The organism is Peptoclostridium sp., assembly GCF_009881055.1.
Taxonomy (GTDB): Bacteria; Bacillota; Clostridia; order Peptostreptococcales; family Peptostreptococcaceae; genus Peptoclostridium_A.
Genome location: NZ_WXFG01000016.1, coordinates 1 through 16005, shown reverse-complemented (window position 1 = coordinate 16005; position 16005 = coordinate 1). Strand labels below are relative to the sequence as shown.

General features: G+C 42.4%; 17 protein-coding genes. 1 reads left to right on the top strand and 16 read right to left on the bottom strand.

The annotated features are described in order from the left end of the window. Positions 1–11: 11 nt before the first annotated feature. The 6 genes from tkt to GT589_RS02815 all read right to left on the bottom strand — a co-directional run bounded on the left by tkt (position 12) and on the right by GT589_RS02815 (position 6276). The gene (tkt, locus tag GT589_RS02840; RefSeq protein ID WP_293395692.1) at positions 12–2009 is read right to left on the bottom strand and encodes a transketolase; all 1998 of its coding nucleotides are present in this window, start codon (positions 2007–2009) and stop codon (positions 12–14) included. 119 nt (positions 2010–2128) lie between these two features. Next, the gene (locus tag GT589_RS02835) at positions 2129–3067 is read right to left on the bottom strand and encodes an ABC transporter substrate-binding protein (protein ID WP_293395689.1); all 939 of its coding nucleotides are present in this window, start codon (positions 3065–3067) and stop codon (positions 2129–2131) included. A gap of 86 nt (positions 3068–3153) precedes the next feature. Further along, positions 3154–3792: an ABC transporter permease gene (locus GT589_RS02830; protein ID WP_293395686.1), complete on the bottom strand. Its 639-nt coding sequence runs from the start codon at positions 3790–3792 to the stop codon at positions 3154–3156. Continuing rightward, positions 3793–4752 (bottom strand): ABC transporter ATP-binding protein, encoded by a 960-nt coding sequence (locus GT589_RS02825; protein WP_293395683.1) that lies wholly within the window; start codon positions 4750–4752, stop codon positions 3793–3795. 39 nt (positions 4753–4791) lie between these two features. After that, complete coding sequence (locus GT589_RS02820; RefSeq protein WP_293395680.1) at positions 4792–5442, bottom strand: ABC transporter permease; 651 nt, start codon at positions 5440–5442, stop codon at positions 4792–4794. 39 nt (positions 5443–5481) lie between these two features. Then, on the bottom strand, positions 5482–6276 hold the full coding sequence (locus tag GT589_RS02815) for a DUF169 domain-containing protein (RefSeq protein ID WP_293395677.1): 795 nt from the start codon (positions 6274–6276) through the stop codon (positions 5482–5484). A gap of 241 nt (positions 6277–6517) precedes the next feature. Here GT589_RS02815 and GT589_RS02810 point away from each other — a divergent pair, with 241 nt between their 5' ends. After that, complete coding sequence (locus GT589_RS02810; RefSeq protein ID WP_293395674.1) at positions 6518–7573, top strand: uroporphyrinogen decarboxylase family protein; 1056 nt, start codon at positions 6518–6520, stop codon at positions 7571–7573. A gap of 122 nt (positions 7574–7695) precedes the next feature. Here GT589_RS02810 and GT589_RS02805 read toward each other — a convergent pair whose 3' ends face one another. From GT589_RS02805 to GT589_RS02760, 10 genes are all read right to left on the bottom strand, one after another. Then, positions 7696–8520, bottom strand: a complete 825-nt coding sequence (locus GT589_RS02805; protein WP_293395671.1) for a pyruvate, water dikinase regulatory protein — start codon at positions 8518–8520, stop codon at positions 7696–7698. Positions 8521–8536: 16 nt separating this feature from the next. Continuing rightward, on the bottom strand, positions 8537–9178 hold the full coding sequence (locus GT589_RS02800; RefSeq protein ID WP_293395668.1) for a helix-turn-helix transcriptional regulator: 642 nt from the start codon (positions 9176–9178) through the stop codon (positions 8537–8539). Positions 9179–9322: 144 nt separating this feature from the next. Beyond that, positions 9323–9853, bottom strand: coding sequence for a DUF4342 domain-containing protein (locus tag GT589_RS02795; protein ID WP_293395665.1), 531 nt, complete (start codon positions 9851–9853; stop codon positions 9323–9325). A gap of 36 nt (positions 9854–9889) precedes the next feature. Continuing rightward, positions 9890–10615, bottom strand: a complete 726-nt coding sequence (recO, locus tag GT589_RS02790) for a DNA repair protein RecO (protein WP_293395662.1) — start codon at positions 10613–10615, stop codon at positions 9890–9892. Between the two features lie 85 nt (positions 10616–10700). Then, positions 10701–12077, bottom strand: coding sequence for a magnesium transporter (mgtE, locus tag GT589_RS02785; RefSeq protein ID WP_293395659.1), 1377 nt, complete (start codon positions 12075–12077; stop codon positions 10701–10703). Between the two features lie 27 nt (positions 12078–12104). Next, positions 12105–12998 carry a GTPase Era gene (era, locus tag GT589_RS02780; protein WP_293395657.1) on the bottom strand — a complete coding sequence of 298 codons (894 nt, stop codon included), beginning with the start codon at positions 12996–12998 and terminating at the stop codon, positions 12105–12107. Positions 12999–13015: 17 nt separating this feature from the next. After that, on the bottom strand, positions 13016–13408 hold the full coding sequence (gene cdd, locus GT589_RS02775) for a cytidine deaminase (protein WP_293395654.1): 393 nt from the start codon (positions 13406–13408) through the stop codon (positions 13016–13018). Positions 13409–13448: 40 nt separating this feature from the next. After that, entirely contained in the window at positions 13449–14147 is a 699-nt protein-coding gene (locus GT589_RS02770) for a diacylglycerol kinase (protein WP_293395651.1), read from the bottom strand. Then, the gene (ybeY, locus tag GT589_RS02765) at positions 14137–14610 is read right to left on the bottom strand and encodes an rRNA maturation RNase YbeY (protein ID WP_330582842.1); all 474 of its coding nucleotides are present in this window, start codon (positions 14608–14610) and stop codon (positions 14137–14139) included. The genes GT589_RS02770 and ybeY overlap by 11 nt, the downstream gene beginning before the upstream one ends. A gap of 47 nt (positions 14611–14657) precedes the next feature. Then, on the bottom strand, positions 14658–15647 hold the full coding sequence (locus GT589_RS02760) for a PhoH family protein (RefSeq protein ID WP_293395645.1): 990 nt from the start codon (positions 15645–15647) through the stop codon (positions 14658–14660). Between the last annotated feature and the right edge of the window lie 358 nt (positions 15648–16005).

Below are 16005 nucleotides of genomic sequence, written 5' to 3'. Positions count from 1 at the left end.
CTGAAGGACCCTTAAAGGGTCCTTTTCATTGATTCCTTGACGGCACTTACAACGTTCAAAGCTGTCATTCCGTATTTTTTCATCAGGAGATCTCCAGGCGCAGATGCCCCAAAGCAGTCTATTCCGATTGTCATTCCAAAGTCGCCTGTATATCTGTCCCATCCCATGGTAATACCAGCCTCGACGGAAATGCGCACTTTTATCTCTGAAGGTAGCAGCTCTTTTTTATATTCGGCGCTTTGCGCCTCAAAATCTTCAAAACATAAGAAGCTCACAACCCTGCAGTCTATCCCATCTTTCAAAAGAATAGTCCTTGCCTCTTCTAGCAACTGCACCTCTGAGCCGCTTCCCATTAGTATGGCATCCGGCATTTCTTTATCCTCTTTTATTACAATGTAGGCTCCTTTGTCCATATCTCTGCTGTATGGCCTTATGTCCCTTATCTTTTGTCTTGTGAGGATTATTGCGCTCGGCCCATCGCACCTTTCAAGCGCCTTTTTCCAGGCAAGCGCCGTTTCCATTAGATTCATCGGCCTGTACACACTGAGATTAGGTATTGACCTAAGGTTCATGACATGCTCTATAGGCTGGTGGGTAGGACCATCCTCTCCGACTCCTATGCTGTCATGCGTAAATACAAAAATCGAAGGTATCTTCATGATCGCTGCCAGCCTTATTGAAGGCTTCATATAGTCGGAGAAAACCAGGAACGTCGAGCAAAAGGCCCTGTAGCCTCCGTGTAGTGTTATGCCGTTTGTGATGCCTGCCATGGCATGCTCTCTTACTCCGTAGTATATATTATCGCCTGTGCGATATTCTCTTGAAAATATGCCCGAGTCTTCAAGGTATGTCTTGGTGGAAGAGTTAAGATCCGCAGAGCCGCCAATCAAGTTGCCCATTTGCTCCCTCGCAATGTTCAGAACGTCCCCTCCAAGTATCCTTGTGGCCTCGCTGGAGTAATCCTTGGTTATCCTCTCGTCAGACAGCAGCCAGTCAAGCGAATGTTCGCTTTCAAACCACTCAGTAAGCTTTTTGTATTTTTCTGGATATGCAGCCTTGTAATTTCCCAGTAGCCCGTCCCAGGCTTTCTTGACGCTGCTTTTTTGCTCGGCTATTTTATCCATGTATTCATATACTTCCTCGGGCACCATGAATTCGCTCTCCTCATCCCAGCCCAGGTTGACTTTGGCAAGCCTCGTCTCGTCTTTGCCAAGCGGCGAGCCGTGTGCTTCAGCCTTGCCTGCCTTGTTTGGGCTTCCATAGCCTATGACATTTGTCACCATAATTAGTGATGGCCTGCCTGTCTCGGCTCTTGCCGCCCCTATTGCTTCTTTGAGGCTTGTCAGGTCGTTGCCATCCTCCACCTTCAGAACATGCCAGCCATATGAATTGAATCTCAGATCTACGTCTTCTGTAAATGTATTTTTTGTGCTGCCGTCTATTGTTATGTGGTTGTTGTCATATAGGCATACTATCTTGCCCAGTCCAAGATGTCCTGCAAGAGAAGCAGCTTCCGATGATATGCCCTCCATCAAATCGCCGTCTCCCGCCAGGATATACGTATAGTGGTCTATTATCTTGTGCTCTGGGGTGTTAAACTCTGCTGCCAGCTTTCTTTCTGCAATTGCCATTCCTACAGCATTTGCAAAACCCTGTCCGAGAGGTCCCGTGGTCGTTTCAACACCGGGAGTGTGTCCATACTCAGGATGTCCGGGAGTTATGCTGTCCAGTTGCCTGAAATTCTTTATATCATCAATTCCCATTCCAAAACCGAACAGATGAAGCAAAGAGTACAGAAGCATTGAGCCATGTCCGGCCGAAAGCACAAATCTGTCCCTGTCAATCCATTCGGGATTCTTGGCTGATATCTTCAAAAAATCCTTCCAGATAACATATGCCATCGAGGCTGCTCCCATGGGCAGCCCCGGATGGCCTGAATTGGCCCTGTCCACTGCGTCAACTGCCAAGAATCTTATTGTGTTTATAGCTTTTCCATCAATGCTGTTCACGTTATCACCCCTGGTAATCAAAGTATTTACTACTCTATTAATTACCCAGAAGTCCAGCATATAATAAAAAAACTGCAGGTTATAAGCCTGCAGTTTTTTTACCAAATCCTGTAATCGGATTATTTGTCTTTTTTAATTAATCCCTTCTCTATCAAGAAATTTTCTGCCACTTCATCGATATTCTTCTCTTCAACGTCAACAGCTGCATTAAGTTGCATCATTGTTTCATTATTGATCAGTGCACTTAATTTATTTACCAGCTCTGGAAGTTCAGGATACGCTTCTATAATTTCTTTTCGGAATACAGGCGTAGCATTGTAAACCGGGAAAGCATTCTTGTCATCATTTAGTATTTCAAATCCAGAGGCAGCAATCATTCCATCTGTTGTGAAGCCTACAGTCAGTTCACCCTCTTTATTTGTTAGCGCAGTGTAAAACAGGCCCAAATCAAGCAGTATCCTGTCTTTTTCTGGTAATTCAAACCCGTAAGCATTTTCCACTTGCGGCATTCCATCAGCTCTTTCAAAATACTCAGGATTTGAAATAAACCTTAGCGTTTCTCCCTTCTTAATACAGTTTGCCATGTCTGATATTGTTTTTATGTTATATTTTTCCATTACATCTTTTGTAGTCACTATGCAGTATGTATTATTTACAGGAGCATAATCGAGCCATATTATATCATTATTTTCTTCGTCCCACTTCTTAACCAGATTGTAGCTTTCTTCAGCATCAAACGAAGGTTCGTGCTTCATAAAACCCATGAGCGCAGTCCCTGTATACTCCCAGTAAGAATCTATTTCTCCTGATTCAAGAGCAGTCCTGATTAATCCTGATGCCCCAAGCCCCGTTTCGTCCTTTACAGGATATCCGTTGTACTCCAGATATTTTATCAGCATTTTTCCAAGGAGCATGTTTTCAGTGAAATCCTTTGAGCTTATAGTTATTTCAGTCTTTTTTTCAGTCTGCCCGCCTGAAGCACCAGAGCATCCAACCATTGCCGCCATTGTTGTAACGATTAATGCGATTGCAAGTATTAGCCTTGAAACTTTGTTCATAATTTTTTCTCCTCCTAGTGTTTATTACAAATTATCACAAATTGATAAGTTGATTCATCCCAGACCTCACAAGGCCTCTTTTCGCACTATCTGCATGCCAATCGGGTATATTTGTTTTCGATATACCCCAATATCCTGTCCAAGATTATGGCCAGTAGAGCACCCAGCGTAGCGCCGATTATTATATACTCCTTTAAAAACAGATTCAATCCTTTTGATATCAGCACCCCAAGTCCGCCTGCTCCAATAAAACCGGCTAGTGTTGCTGCACTGACCACAAAAACAGTAGCTGTTCTTATCCCATTCAAAATCACCGGAGCCGCTAATGGCAGCTCAATTTCAAAAAGAATTTTTCTCACAGGCATACCCATTCCCTTTGCTGCTTCCTTTAGTCCTTCATCTACCTCCAGTAGGCCTACGATTGTATTTCTGGCAATTGGCAGAAGGCTTTGAAGCGTTAAAACCACAATTGCCGGCTTATATCCAATCCCCAAAATCGGCATTGCGGCTGCAATAAATGCAAATGCCGGTATCGTCAAAAATACATTCAACATATTCAAAGCAGGGTTGGCAAATTTCTTGTATCCAACCCTAGTCAGGATTACGCCGGCCGGAACCGCAATAAATACGGCTATTGCTATTGTTGTTAAAACCAATGCCATATGCTCAATTATATGTATTGGTGCTTCCTCTAAAATGGCTTTAGTAAGGCGAGCTGTGTCCATCTATACACCTGCTCTCTTGTTCATGTAGCTTCTTATATCGGCAAACGATATCATTCCTGAGAGCTTGCCTTTATTTATCACTCCAACATACTCAGCATCTTTTTCTATCATGAATGACATTGTTTCCTGTATTGAAGCTGTATGCTCAATGGCATGCATCATTTCACAGCCACTTAAAGAATCTATTCTCTTGGCGATTTCCCCTGCTGATATCAGCTTCAATCTTTTAGCCAGTCTGTCAGAGCCTATGAAATCCTTCACAAAATCACCGGCAGGATTTGTCAGGATATTGCTCGGCGTATCAAATTGTACTAGCTTTCCCTCGTTGAATATAGCAATTTTGTCGCCCATTTTAATGGCCTCATCGATATCGTGGGTAACAAAGCATATGGTTTTTTTCATGTTTTTTTGCAGTCTCAGGAATTCATCCTGAAGCCTTGTTCTAGCAATGGGATCGACAGCTCCAAAAGGTTCGTCCATAAGCATTATTGAAGGATCAACCGCCATAGCCCTGGCAACACCTACTCTTTGCATCTGGCCGCCGCTAAGCTGCGAAGGATATTTGTCCTTTTCGACAGCAGCGTCAAGCCCTATGGTATCCAGCAGTTCAACCACCCTTTTTTCAATCAACTCCTTTGGCCATCCATACAACCTGGGCACTATAGCTATGTTTTCACCCACCGTCTTATGAGGCAAAAGTCCGATTTGCTGGATTACATATCCTATCCTCATTCTTAGCTTGTCCGGATTACTCTTGGTGATGTCTTCCCCGTCTATTTTAATTGTTCCGTTTGAAGGCTCTATCATTCTGTTTATCATACGCAGCGTAGTACTCTTGCCGCATCCAGACGGTCCTATGAAAACACAAATCTCCCCAGCTTCAATCTTGATACTCAGGTTGTCTACTGCCAGCTTTCCTTGTCCATTGTATCGCTTCGATACACCATCAATTTCAATCAAAGTATTCTCTCCTCTTCAACATGTTTCCAATCTCAACTTCTAATTTTTTTCTATTCTCAGTCCTTTGGGAACTATTTTTTTCCCAGCCAGCTCAAGCAGCATGTCCAATATTATTGCTATGATGGAAATGAGTATAGAGCCTGTAATAATCATCTCCATGTTTTGTCTTTGCAGACCCTGGCTTATCAACCTGCCCAGATTTCTCTCTCCAATGTATGTAGCAATCGTAGATATCCCTGTAATCATTACTACCGTCACTCGAAATCCTGAAAATATGACGGGCGAAGCTAAGGGCAATTCTATTTCAAATAAAATTCTCCTCGCACTCATCCCCATGCCCTTTGCCGCTTCAATCACCGACTGATTTACACCCTTGATGCCTTGGTGCACACTTTTCACAAGTGGCATCATGGCATATAATACAAGAGCTGTTAAAGCAGACTTTCTGCTTATACCTAAAGCTGGTATTGTAATCAATATGGTAAACATGGCCAAACTTGGTATGCAAAAAATTACACTGGCAGTCCCAACAATAGTTTTTTCCCATTTTTGATTTTTGGAAATAGCTATTCCTACTGGAACCCAAATTGCTAGCGAGAGAACTGTTGCCAATACAACAAGTATGAATGTGCTTCCCAGATACTCAAATATCATGGGCATGTTTTTGTCAATAAATGCAATTAATTCCACACGCTTACTCCTCTCTGTTTATCTTTTGGTATTGCTGCTTTATTTCCCCAGTTTTGCAACTCCAATAGAAGATCCATAATAGTTTTCACCTAACAGTATGTCTAAACTCAACCCTTTTTCATTTGCTCTTTTAATAATATCTGCTTTCCTCTCGTCCGGCTCCGCGGCATTTGCAGTTGCCATGACACCATCGACAACTTTTGAAAACATTTCAAACGGCATAGCTACGCCCATATCACCATCATTCCATCTGCATGAAAATCTCGTATTTGAACATAAGACAGAAACATTCAAATCATTTGCTTCATACGGCCTTGCTGTTAGCTCCGAGCATACCCCCTGGTTCCCTGCACATCCTATTTTTTTTGCCATTCCATATGTGTATGCGTATCCCTGGAGCATCCTCATGACATTGTATGGATTCGAAATCATGATTGCAACATCCGGCTTTTCTTCAAATTCTTCGATGGGCTGCGCTATCAGCCCGTATATTTTTTTGCTCATATATGCAACATCATCATGTACTTTTTTTGCAGTCTCCAAACTTCCATACATATTGTACGAGTAGTACTCCTTGCCTGAATCGACATAGTCGCTGGATTCAACAAGTCCCAGAACCCTGGCGGAGGAGTTACATTTGAAGTTAGCCTTTTTTACCTTTACAGGCTTTCCTGAACTTGCAATCTTAACCATCATGCAGTAGGACAGCATGTTTTTTGATTGCCCTATCTTTGAATTTTCATACTCTGCTTCTGAATACAAAAACTTGATTCCAACAATGCTTTTATCCATTTCTAGTAGAATGTAGAGCTTATCTATTTCCTTTTTGTACATCTCAAGTTGTTCCCCTTTAAAATATATCTAACTGAATTCTATCGTTTTATGCATACAAATGATAATTAATCACGATTAATAGATTAACAGCAATCCTGATTTATGTAAAATTGAATATTACTATAACGAAGCAACGTTCTATTACAAATGTCAATATCTTGTTCCTGGATTTGAATCTGCGAAATTAAAATGTTATAGTTATAACATCTTGTATATGAAAGGTGTTTGAATACATATGTATATGGATAGAATGACATCCGCAGAAAGGATGAAATCACTAGCAGAAAATAAGGCATTGGACAGAGTCCCCTTTATATCCTTAGCTACAATGTACGCGGGAAATATTGCAGGTTTGTCATCTGCAGAATTCTTCCTCAATCCACGCGCTTCGTACGATGCGCAAAAACTCAGCGCCGAATTGCACGTTTGTGACGGCAGCCCAGGATTCGATTTGCCCGGCTGGATGGGATTGGATTTTGGAGCCGAAGTATCATTCTCAAACGGCATTGGCATCAAAATGCCTAAATTTGTAAAAATGCCTGTTGAAAACATTGAAGATGTTTCAAATTTAAAAATACCAGATTTCAACAAGGCGAGTGGTTTTATTAAAAGACTCGAATTCTACAGAATTTCAAGGAGCAACAATCTTCCTGCATCTATACCAGCTGGTTCTCCTCTTGAAGTTATTGCTCATCTAGTAGAGCCGCCTAAGCTAATGCGGTGGCTATATAAAAGCCCTGAAACGGTGCATCATTTACTGAGATTATCAACCGACTATCTTCTTGGCATTGCCGATTACTATATAAACGAGTTTGGAGCAGAAAACTGTTCGGCTTTCTCTGCTTATCCTATTGAATCGAATACCGTTATTTCTGCAAAGCTTTTTGAAAAGTTTAGTTTCCCTTATATCGTGGAGATACACACGCATTTGAAAGCAAGAGGTATAAAAAATTTTGGCATACACTTGTGTGGTAATCACCTTCGCAACCTGAACTATTTCCTGGATCTTTCTTTGCCTGATAGAAGCTTTATTAGCGTCAGTGAGGAGATGTGTATTGAACATGTGGCCAAAGCTTTTGGTGACAATTACATTATTGGAGGAAACGTCCCTACCCCCTTACTTATATCTGGTGATAGTAGTGATGTGTTTAACGTTTCTAGGGAAATAATCGAAAAAATGAAATATCATGGTGGAGGTTTTATTCTTATGCCATCATGTGATCTCCCTCCGCAAACCCCACCGCTAAATCTTTATGCGATGCTTAAAGCTGCAAGAATGTTTGGATCATATACATAGTATTAATGCACTCCTTCCTCATAGCTGTTTAGTGCAACGTTAAAAAGCGACGTATATCCTGTTTGTTACCGGATTTACGTCGCTTTTACTTGTTTTTATATATGCTGCATCCCGCCTGCATATTAATCCTTGTATATCTTGATTCCGTTAGACTTCATTATATCGAGTATTATACCGGCAGTCTCTTCTATGGCCTTGTTTGCCACGTTAATAATAGGACAGCCAATCCTTCTCATGATAGTCTCAGCGTAGCTTATTTCTTCCAATATTCTCTGATATGATGCGTAGTTGGCGTTGCTTGCAAGGCCCAGGGCCTTGAGTCTTTCAGTCCTTATCTGGTTTAGCTTTTGAGGCGAATTTGTAAGGCCGACTATTTTCCTGGGGCTTATGTCGAATAACTCCCTTGGCGGCTCGGCCTCAGGAACCAGCGGGATGTTTGCAACCTTTATGTTCTTGTTTGCCAGATACATGCTCAGCGGTGTTTTGGATGTCCTTGATATGCCTATGAGTACTATGTCCGCCTTCTCGAATCCTCTCGGATCCTTGCCGTCGTCATATTTAACCGCAAATTCGATTGCCTCGACTCTTCTGAAATACTTTTCATCGAGCTTTCTTATTACTCCCGGCTCCCTTTTGGGGACAAGATTTGTCCTTAAGGCTATGCAATTTATAAGATCGCTTAGCAAATCCACATTTGGTATGTTCTCCCTGCTGCAGAAACTCACAAGCTGCTCTACGAATTTTAGGTTTACAAGCGTATACAGTATGACTGAATTTTCCTCCTTGGCAAGATTCAGAATATCCCCCAGATTTTCCTCGTCAAGCACATAGGAATATCTTTTTATCTCATAATCGGTGGTGGCGAACTGGCTTATCGATGCTCTTGCAACCTGTTCAGCCGTTTCCCCCAGGGAATCCGATATTACGTATATAACCAAATGATTCATATTGCGCCCTCCATATTTATTCTCCTGCCAGTTCTACAAAAAATCTAGCTATGTTTGTCTTCGAAATTTTGCCCAATATCTTGTAGCCTTCTTTTCCGTCCTCTCTCCTGACATGTTCAACAACAGGGACTGAATCTACTTCGTGTTCTATTATTTTTCTTGCCACGTCAGATATGCTCTCGTCAGGAAAAGCCATTATTATGTTGGGCATCCTGGTCATTATAATACCCACCGGAATCTTGTTTATATCAATTCCGCCTATAGCGTTTTTGAGAAGGTCCTTCCTTGAAACTACGCCTGTTAGAAATCCTCCGTCAGTAACAAATACGCTTCCAGTATCCTCAAGGAATATTGTCACAATCGTATCATACACAGTGGCTTCCTCACCGACAACCACAGGGAGACTCATAAGGTCCTCTACCTTTTTTGATCTTAGCTTCTTGGCTATAAGGTTGTTTTCATCTATGCCCACATAGAAATATCCCACCTTTGGCCTTGCATCTAGTATGCCTGACATTGTCAGTATGGCCAGGTCGGGCCTTAGCGTAGCCCTTGTTACACTCAGCATTGTGGCTATCTGCTCACTAGTAATGGGTCCGCTTTGTTTGACAATCTCTATAATCTTCAACTGCCTGTCTGTCAACTGTATTTTAATCACCTCTTTACAATGTGATATGCCATTTATGATATACTATTTATATAGTATATATTATAAGTCTATTATCATAAAATGTAAATAATCTGTGCGCAACAATTTAACAAAATTAAAGCCCCCTGGAAACAGGGGGCTCTAGCCTTATTACTATTCTTTTTCAGATTCTTCCTTTTTTTCTTCCTCTGTTTTTTCTTCCTCTGAGCATTCTTCAGATTTCTTGCCAAAGCTCATTTTTTCTTTCATTTCGCATATTTTTTCTTCGGTGATGTCATTGAGGTCAACTACTTCGCCGTCATCCTTTACTATCTTTATCTTATACTTGGCGAATACGGCTGCAGAAACACCTATCATTGCCGCTATAGGAGCCAGTATAAGTCCCAAGGCGCCTATTGTAACAGGCAGATTCAAGAGTACATCTCCATCCTTTTCAAGTATGACTCTTGTGACATTCCCCTTTTCAAGAACTTCCTTCAGCTTGTCTATCGCTTCACTGCTCTTTTCGCTTATTTTGGCGTTCATATCCTCAAACTTTCCTCTGCTGCCCTTCTTCTCAAGAGCTATTATGGCTTCTATAACGTCGCCTTCAGCACTCGAGAGAGCATTTCTAGCCTCCTCATAGCTTTCCCCTGTTCTTTCTACAATCCTGTCGATCTTTTCAAGAGTTATTTCGTTATCCATATTCACTGCCCCCTCATCAAACTATTTATTGTATTATCAATAGGTTATCTGCTCTTCATAGCCGTCAATGTTAGCTCTGAGGCATAGCCTCAACACCTTTTTCAACTGTCCGACTATGAAAGGCGAAACCTTGGCCTTGACGCAAACATTAAAATCAGTAACTATGATGTATCTCATCAGTTCAAGAGTCGTCGGATCTATGCGAATGTGAGGCTGCCCGTCCCTCGCGCAGGCCCCGCATATGCAGCTTCCATTCTCAGGCTGAATCAGACTTCCTGCCAATTCCTCGCTGCCACAGCAGACGCATTTTGTGACTTCCGGCCTGTAGCCGCTATAGTCCAGGTATTTGAGCTCAAATATACGAGTAACGTACTCAAAATCATACTCTTTGTATGCATAGCAGTAGAGCGTCTTGAGCAGCAGCGCAAATAGCCTGTTGTTAGTCTGATTCTCCATAACCGCGTTTTTTGTCAGAGTGAGCACATACGAGGCATACGAAAGAGTTTTCAAATCCTTCGATATGTCAAAGAAGGTGTCCTTGACATCGCACTGGCTTATGTTGAACATTGACGATGACTTATAGAGCATGAAGCTTCCGTACGCAAATGGCTGAGAGCAAGCAAGCAGCTTGCTGTTGCTCCTTCTTGAGCCCTTCGCTACCGCAGACACCTTGCCCAGCTTTTTTGTGAAAAGTATGAGTATGCTGTCTGTGTCGGAATATCTTATGTTTTTTAATACCACTGCATCAGTTTCAATAAACATATTATTACCGCCTTATGTTCTTTTATACCCATTGTTTCTCGGCTGTAAAACCCAAAAAAACACAAAGACCCGGAAAGGGTCAATGCTACGCTTGCAAAAGAATGAGTGTTGTAAGTGTGAAATATATTGTTATGCCTGTTATGTCAAGGGCTGTTGAAATGAAAGGCGCAGATGCCACCGCCGGGTCTATTCCCGACTTCTTAAAGAGTATGGGCACAACAGTTCCTATCGTAGCTGCTGTTATCATATTTGCAGCCATTGACATGCCTACAACTATGCCCAGCTTTATATTTTTCATCCAAAAAAAAGCTACACCGCATATTAGCAAACTGCATACCATGCCTACGCAGAGACCTATGCTCATCTCCTGGAATATTGTCCTGAGGCTCTTTCCCGCATCGACATTGCCCGTGGCAAGTCCCCTGACTGTAAGGGTGGAAGACTGCGTTCCGACGTTGCCCCCCATTCCTGTCAGCATGGGCATAAAGTACGCCACCGCCGCGTAGCTGTTTAGCGTTTCCTCATATCGGCTCAGTATTGTAGCAGACAGTATTCCTCCAAAGAGCGTCACAATAAGCCATGGCAGCCTGGCCTTTACGGATGAGAATATCCTGAGGCTCATTTTATCTTCTTCGTAGAGCTCCGCCTCGGCCTCCATCGTTCCCGCAAACTTATATATATCCTCTGTTGCCTCTTCCTCTATGACGTCCATTATATCGTCGAAGGTTATTATTCCGCGCAGCCTGCCGTTTGTATCAGTAACGGGTATGGCAAGCAGGTCGTACTTTTTAACTACCCTGGCTACTTCTTCCTGGTCATCATTGATGTTTACATATATTATGCTCTCGCTCATTATATCTTCAACCAGGGCATTAGGTCTTGCCACTATGAGCTCTCTTAGCGATATTACGCCTGAGAGCCTGTTGTTTTTGTCCACCACGTACACGTAGTATATGGTCTCCGCATCAGGCGCATGCTCCCTCAGGTGTTCAATGGCGCTATATATGGTTATGTCTTTCCTGAGCGACACAAATTCGGTGGTCATTATGCCACCAGCTGTATCCTCTTCATATACAAGCAGCTCCCTGATGTCTTCTGCATCCTCTGCATCCAGAAGGTTTATTAGTTCAAGCCTTTTTTCTTCAGAAAGCTCGGCGAGTATGTCGACCATATTGTCTAGCGACATGAGCTCCAGGAGCTTTTTTTTGTGTTCGCTTGTAAGAAGTGAAACTATCTTGGAAAACATGTCTGAATCCAGCTCATCAAGGACTTTTGCGGCAAGTTCCCAGGAGAGCACCTGGAAAAGTTTGTGCATTTTGTCTTCCTGAAGCTCTACCATTGTTTCTGCAATGTCGGCGGGGTGCATTTCTTCAATATATTCACTGAGTTCTACGATTTTTTGGCTATCAATAAGTGCTTCGATTTCTACAAGTTTTTCCTCAAACAGCTCCTTATCTTCCACGCAGCCCCCTCCCTTCTAATTTCCTTGTTAATCCTGCCTAAAGCCCAGGCTTCTTATGGCGCTGTCCCTGTCTCTCCAGTTTTCTTTAACTTTGACCCAAAGCTGAAGATTGACCTTCGAGCCAAGTAAAAGCTCTATCTCTTCCCTGGCTGCTTTTCCGATGCCTTTAAGCTTCCTTCCGTTTTTGCCTATTATAATCCCCTTGTGAGAATCTCTCTCGCAGTATATTACAGCCGATATGTCTACAAGTTCCTTGCCTGATCTTGATTTAATCTGCTCGATATCAACAGCTATGCCGTGCGGTACTTCCTTTTCAGTGTAGTTGAGTATCTTTTCCCTAATAATCTCTGATATAAGCACTCTTTCCGGCTGGTCAGTAACCATGTCATCAGGGAAATATTTTGGACCCTGCGGCATATATCCTTTTATGACCTCTATAAGCCTTTTCAAATTGTTGTGCTTCAATGCCGATATTGGTATTATCTCGTCAAAAATGCCAATCACGCCGTAACGCTGCACAAGTTCTATGAGCTCCTCTTTTGTTATCTCATCAATCTTGTTTATAACAAGTACCTTGGGCGTTTTTATGGATTTTAGGCTTTCGATTATCATCGAATCCCCCGCTCCCATTTTAAGCGAACTGTCCACCATGAGCACTACAAGGTCAACCTCTCCAAGTGTCTGATTCGCAGCCTTCATCATGAACTCACCCAGTTTGTTTTTGGGCTTGTGCATGCCCGGGGTGTCAATAAAGACAACCTGACTTTCACCATCCGAATACACGGCCTGTATCCTGTTCCTTGTAGTCTGTGGCTTGTCGCTTATTATTGCAACCTTTTCTCCTACAAGAGCGTTTATTGTAGTCGACTTACCAACATTGGGCCTTCCTATAACGCTAACAAATCCCGATTTAAAACTCACTATATCTCCTCCATAAGCTACTCTATATTAGTTTTTGTAAATGCATTTGGCAAAAGCTCTCTTATATTGAAAACCTTCAAATCAGTTTCGCCCGTTCCCACTATTATATCAATGTCCTCACCGAATTCCACTATTACCTGCCTGCATATCCCGCATGGAAATGTAGAGCCCTTTGCATCAGACGCTATGGCTATAGCCTTAAAGCTTAACTCTCCTTCGGATACCGCTTTGACTATGGCCGTCCTTTCTGCGCAGCTTGTGGCGGCATAGCTTGCACATTCAACATTGCATCCAGTATAAATTTTACCGGTGCTTGTCAGCAGTGCCGCGCCTACCCTGAATCCTGAGTATGGTGCATAGGCTCTGTATTTTGCCTCCTGGGCAAGTTTTAAAAGCGTCTGATAATCCATACAGCACCTCCTTCAACAAGTCTTTGTACAAGTAATGCTTTTATCTTAGCAGCCTGAAAATTATGATTGTGACAAGTATACCTATTGCGGCACCTGCCGCAGCCTCCATCCTTGTGTGTATGCTGGAGTGCACTCTGCTTTCAGAGACTATAGCTGCCAGCAAAAACGCCAGGGCAGCTGCAATAATCTTTTCACCTGACATTGCTATGGCAGTTGCAATAGAAAATGCAATTGCCGAATGACCGCTGGGAAATCCTCCCTTGATATAGCTGCCTCTTTTAAAGAATATCTTCAGCCCTATTACAACGGCAATATTAACCACAAGTGCTATGACCAAAATATTTATATCAGCTTTGATTATATTGTCGAGTGCCGTGAGCGGAAAAGACATCAGCTTATCAAAAAAAACGAGGTATCCCACAGCTGCGGCATTTATAGCTGCAAGCATCACGGCTGCCGCAGACACATCCTTTACAAACCCCGCCATTTCGCTGTATTCTCTTGTGAAAAGGTCTACTGCCTTTTCAATCGCAGTGTTTACGAGCTCAAGAGATATTACGAGTGTTATAGAAAAAATCACCGCTGCCATTTCAAGTTTTGATAAACCAAGCAATATGCTGAGTATTACTGCCGTTGCTGCAACGAAAAGATGTATCCGAAGATTTCTCTCGCTCCTAATCGCCACGACCATACCCTTTATAGCGTTGTCAAAGCTGCTTGAAATGCTTTTATTTTTCATCCGGCTCCCTCACTATTCCCAGCGATGAAAGAACGGCCTCCTCTTTCTCTCTCATTTCCTTTGCACTATCATCATCCATATGATCATAGCCCATAAGGTGGAACATGCTGTGGCACACAAGAAAGGCCATCTCTCGTTCAAAGCTGTGGCCATATTCTCTGCTCTGTTCAAGAGCCTTTTCAAGCGATATGACAATGTCTCCCAGAAGGTTGTCCTCCAGGAATTCATCCTGCTCGCCCTTGCTGGCAAGCGGAAAAGACAGCACGTCAGTAGGCCTGTCGATTCCTCTGAACTCAGAGTTTAATCTTTTTATCTCTTCATTGTCAACAAAGAGTATGCTGACTTCATACTTCATTCCCCAGCCTTCATATTTTAGGGATTCTTCAACAACAGACCTAATATTGTCCTTGAGGCCTTCGTCAAATTCCACCTTGCTTTGGGCGTTTGTAATCTCAATATTCAAGATCAGACCTCCGTAAAGTTCCATTTTATGTTCATCTGTTCATCTGTTTATCTATCTTTTTGAATCTTGCGCTCCTCTGCTCTTTCGAATTTTTCATAGGCCTTTATTATCCTTTGCACAAGCTCGTGCCTTACTACATCCTTTTCTGTCAGAATTGAAAATCCAATGCCTTTGACATCAGAAAGCACCTGCTGGGCATGCACAAGGCCTGTCTTCTTTGAGGAAGGCAAATCAGTCTGCGTTATGTCGCCTGTAACGACAACCTTTGAGCCAAAGCCAAGCCTAGTCAGAAACATCTTCATTTGCTCTTTTGTGGTGTTCTGGGCTTCATCGAGTATTATGAAAGAGTTGTCCAGCGTCCTCCCCCTCATGAAAGCAAGCGGCGCAACCTCGATCATGCCTTTTTCCATATACTTGTTGAACCTGTCAGCCCCGAATATTTCAAAAAGCGCATCGTAGAGCGGCTTGAGATATGGATCGATTTTTTCCTTGAGATCACCAGGCAGGAATCCCAGGCTTTCCCCAGCCTCCACCGCAGGCCTTGTCAGTATTATCCTGTTTATCTGCTCCGTTTTGAAAGCCCTTACAGCCATTGCTACTGCCAAATATGTCTTTCCCGTGCCTGCCGGCCCAATACCAAATGTTATGTCGTTGCTTTCTATGCTTTTTATATATTCCTTCTGCCCGAATGTCTTTGGCTTTATTGGATTTCCCTTGGCGCCTACTACTATTATGTCCTCAAGAAGCTCTGATGCTCGCTTCTCCTCGCCGGAATCCTGCTTTATCATCTCAAGCGAATATGCCACATTCTGCTTGTTTAGAGATTCGCCTTTTTTTACAAGTCTGAAAAGGTCGTCAATTAGCTTTTCGGCCTTGATTATATCCCCTTCTTCTCCTATAATAACAACATTGCCCTCCCTGAGGACTATGTGTATGCTTAGCGCATCCTCAATAAGCTTGATGTTCTGGTCAAATTCACCAAATAGTTCCCTTTGAAAATTTTCGTCGCTGACTTCCAGCTTTTTTTGTTCTACCAAAAATTTTCCTCCTCGCAGTTTAACAAATTTCCATAAATATTATAACATATTTATTTTTTTAAAAATCAATTATTCCCGATTTATTATTTTTCAACGTCCGTTATGGGTAGACATATGTTATAGATTTTGCAAAGACATACGGTAAAATGTCAATCACTTAAATTGGAAAAAGATACATCATCAGACTCAAAATGAGCGCAAAAAACCAAGCCCTCGCAAATGCAATTTTTGGGAAGGAATGAGGATTCAAAACTATGCATTTGGATGCATCATTTTAAACCATGACCTCCTCCGTTGTAGATTTGGCCTTTGCTCAGCATGGCATAGACCAGGCGGATAAGTTTTCGTGCGGTTAGCA

Bases quoted from the DNA above. Each gene is read 5' to 3' on its own strand.
- GT589_RS02810 (WP_293395674.1), top strand. From the start codon at position 6,518: ATGGATAGAATGACATCCGCAGAAAGGATGAAATCACTAGCAGAAAAT.
- GT589_RS02805 (WP_293395671.1), bottom strand. From the start codon at position 8,520: ATGAATCATTTGGTTATATACGTAATATCGGATTCCCTGGGGGAAACG.
- GT589_RS02815 (WP_293395677.1), bottom strand. From the start codon at position 6,276: ATGTACAAAAAGGAAATAGATAAGCTCTACATTCTACTAGAAATGGAT.
- GT589_RS02835 (WP_293395689.1), bottom strand. From the start codon at position 3,067: ATGAACAAAGTTTCAAGGCTAATACTTGCAATCGCATTAATCGTTACA.
- recO (WP_293395662.1), bottom strand. From the start codon at position 10,615: ATGTTTATTGAAACTGATGCAGTGGTATTAAAAAACATAAGATATTCC.
- GT589_RS02830 (WP_293395686.1), bottom strand. From the start codon at position 3,792: ATGGACACAGCTCGCCTTACTAAAGCCATTTTAGAGGAAGCACCAATA.
- GT589_RS02770 (WP_293395651.1), bottom strand. From the start codon at position 14,147: ATGAAAAATAAAAGCATTTCAAGCAGCTTTGACAACGCTATAAAGGGT.
- GT589_RS02795 (WP_293395665.1), bottom strand. From the start codon at position 9,853: ATGGATAACGAAATAACTCTTGAAAAGATCGACAGGATTGTAGAAAGA.
- cdd (WP_293395654.1), bottom strand. From the start codon at position 13,408: ATGGATTATCAGACGCTTTTAAAACTTGCCCAGGAGGCAAAATACAGA.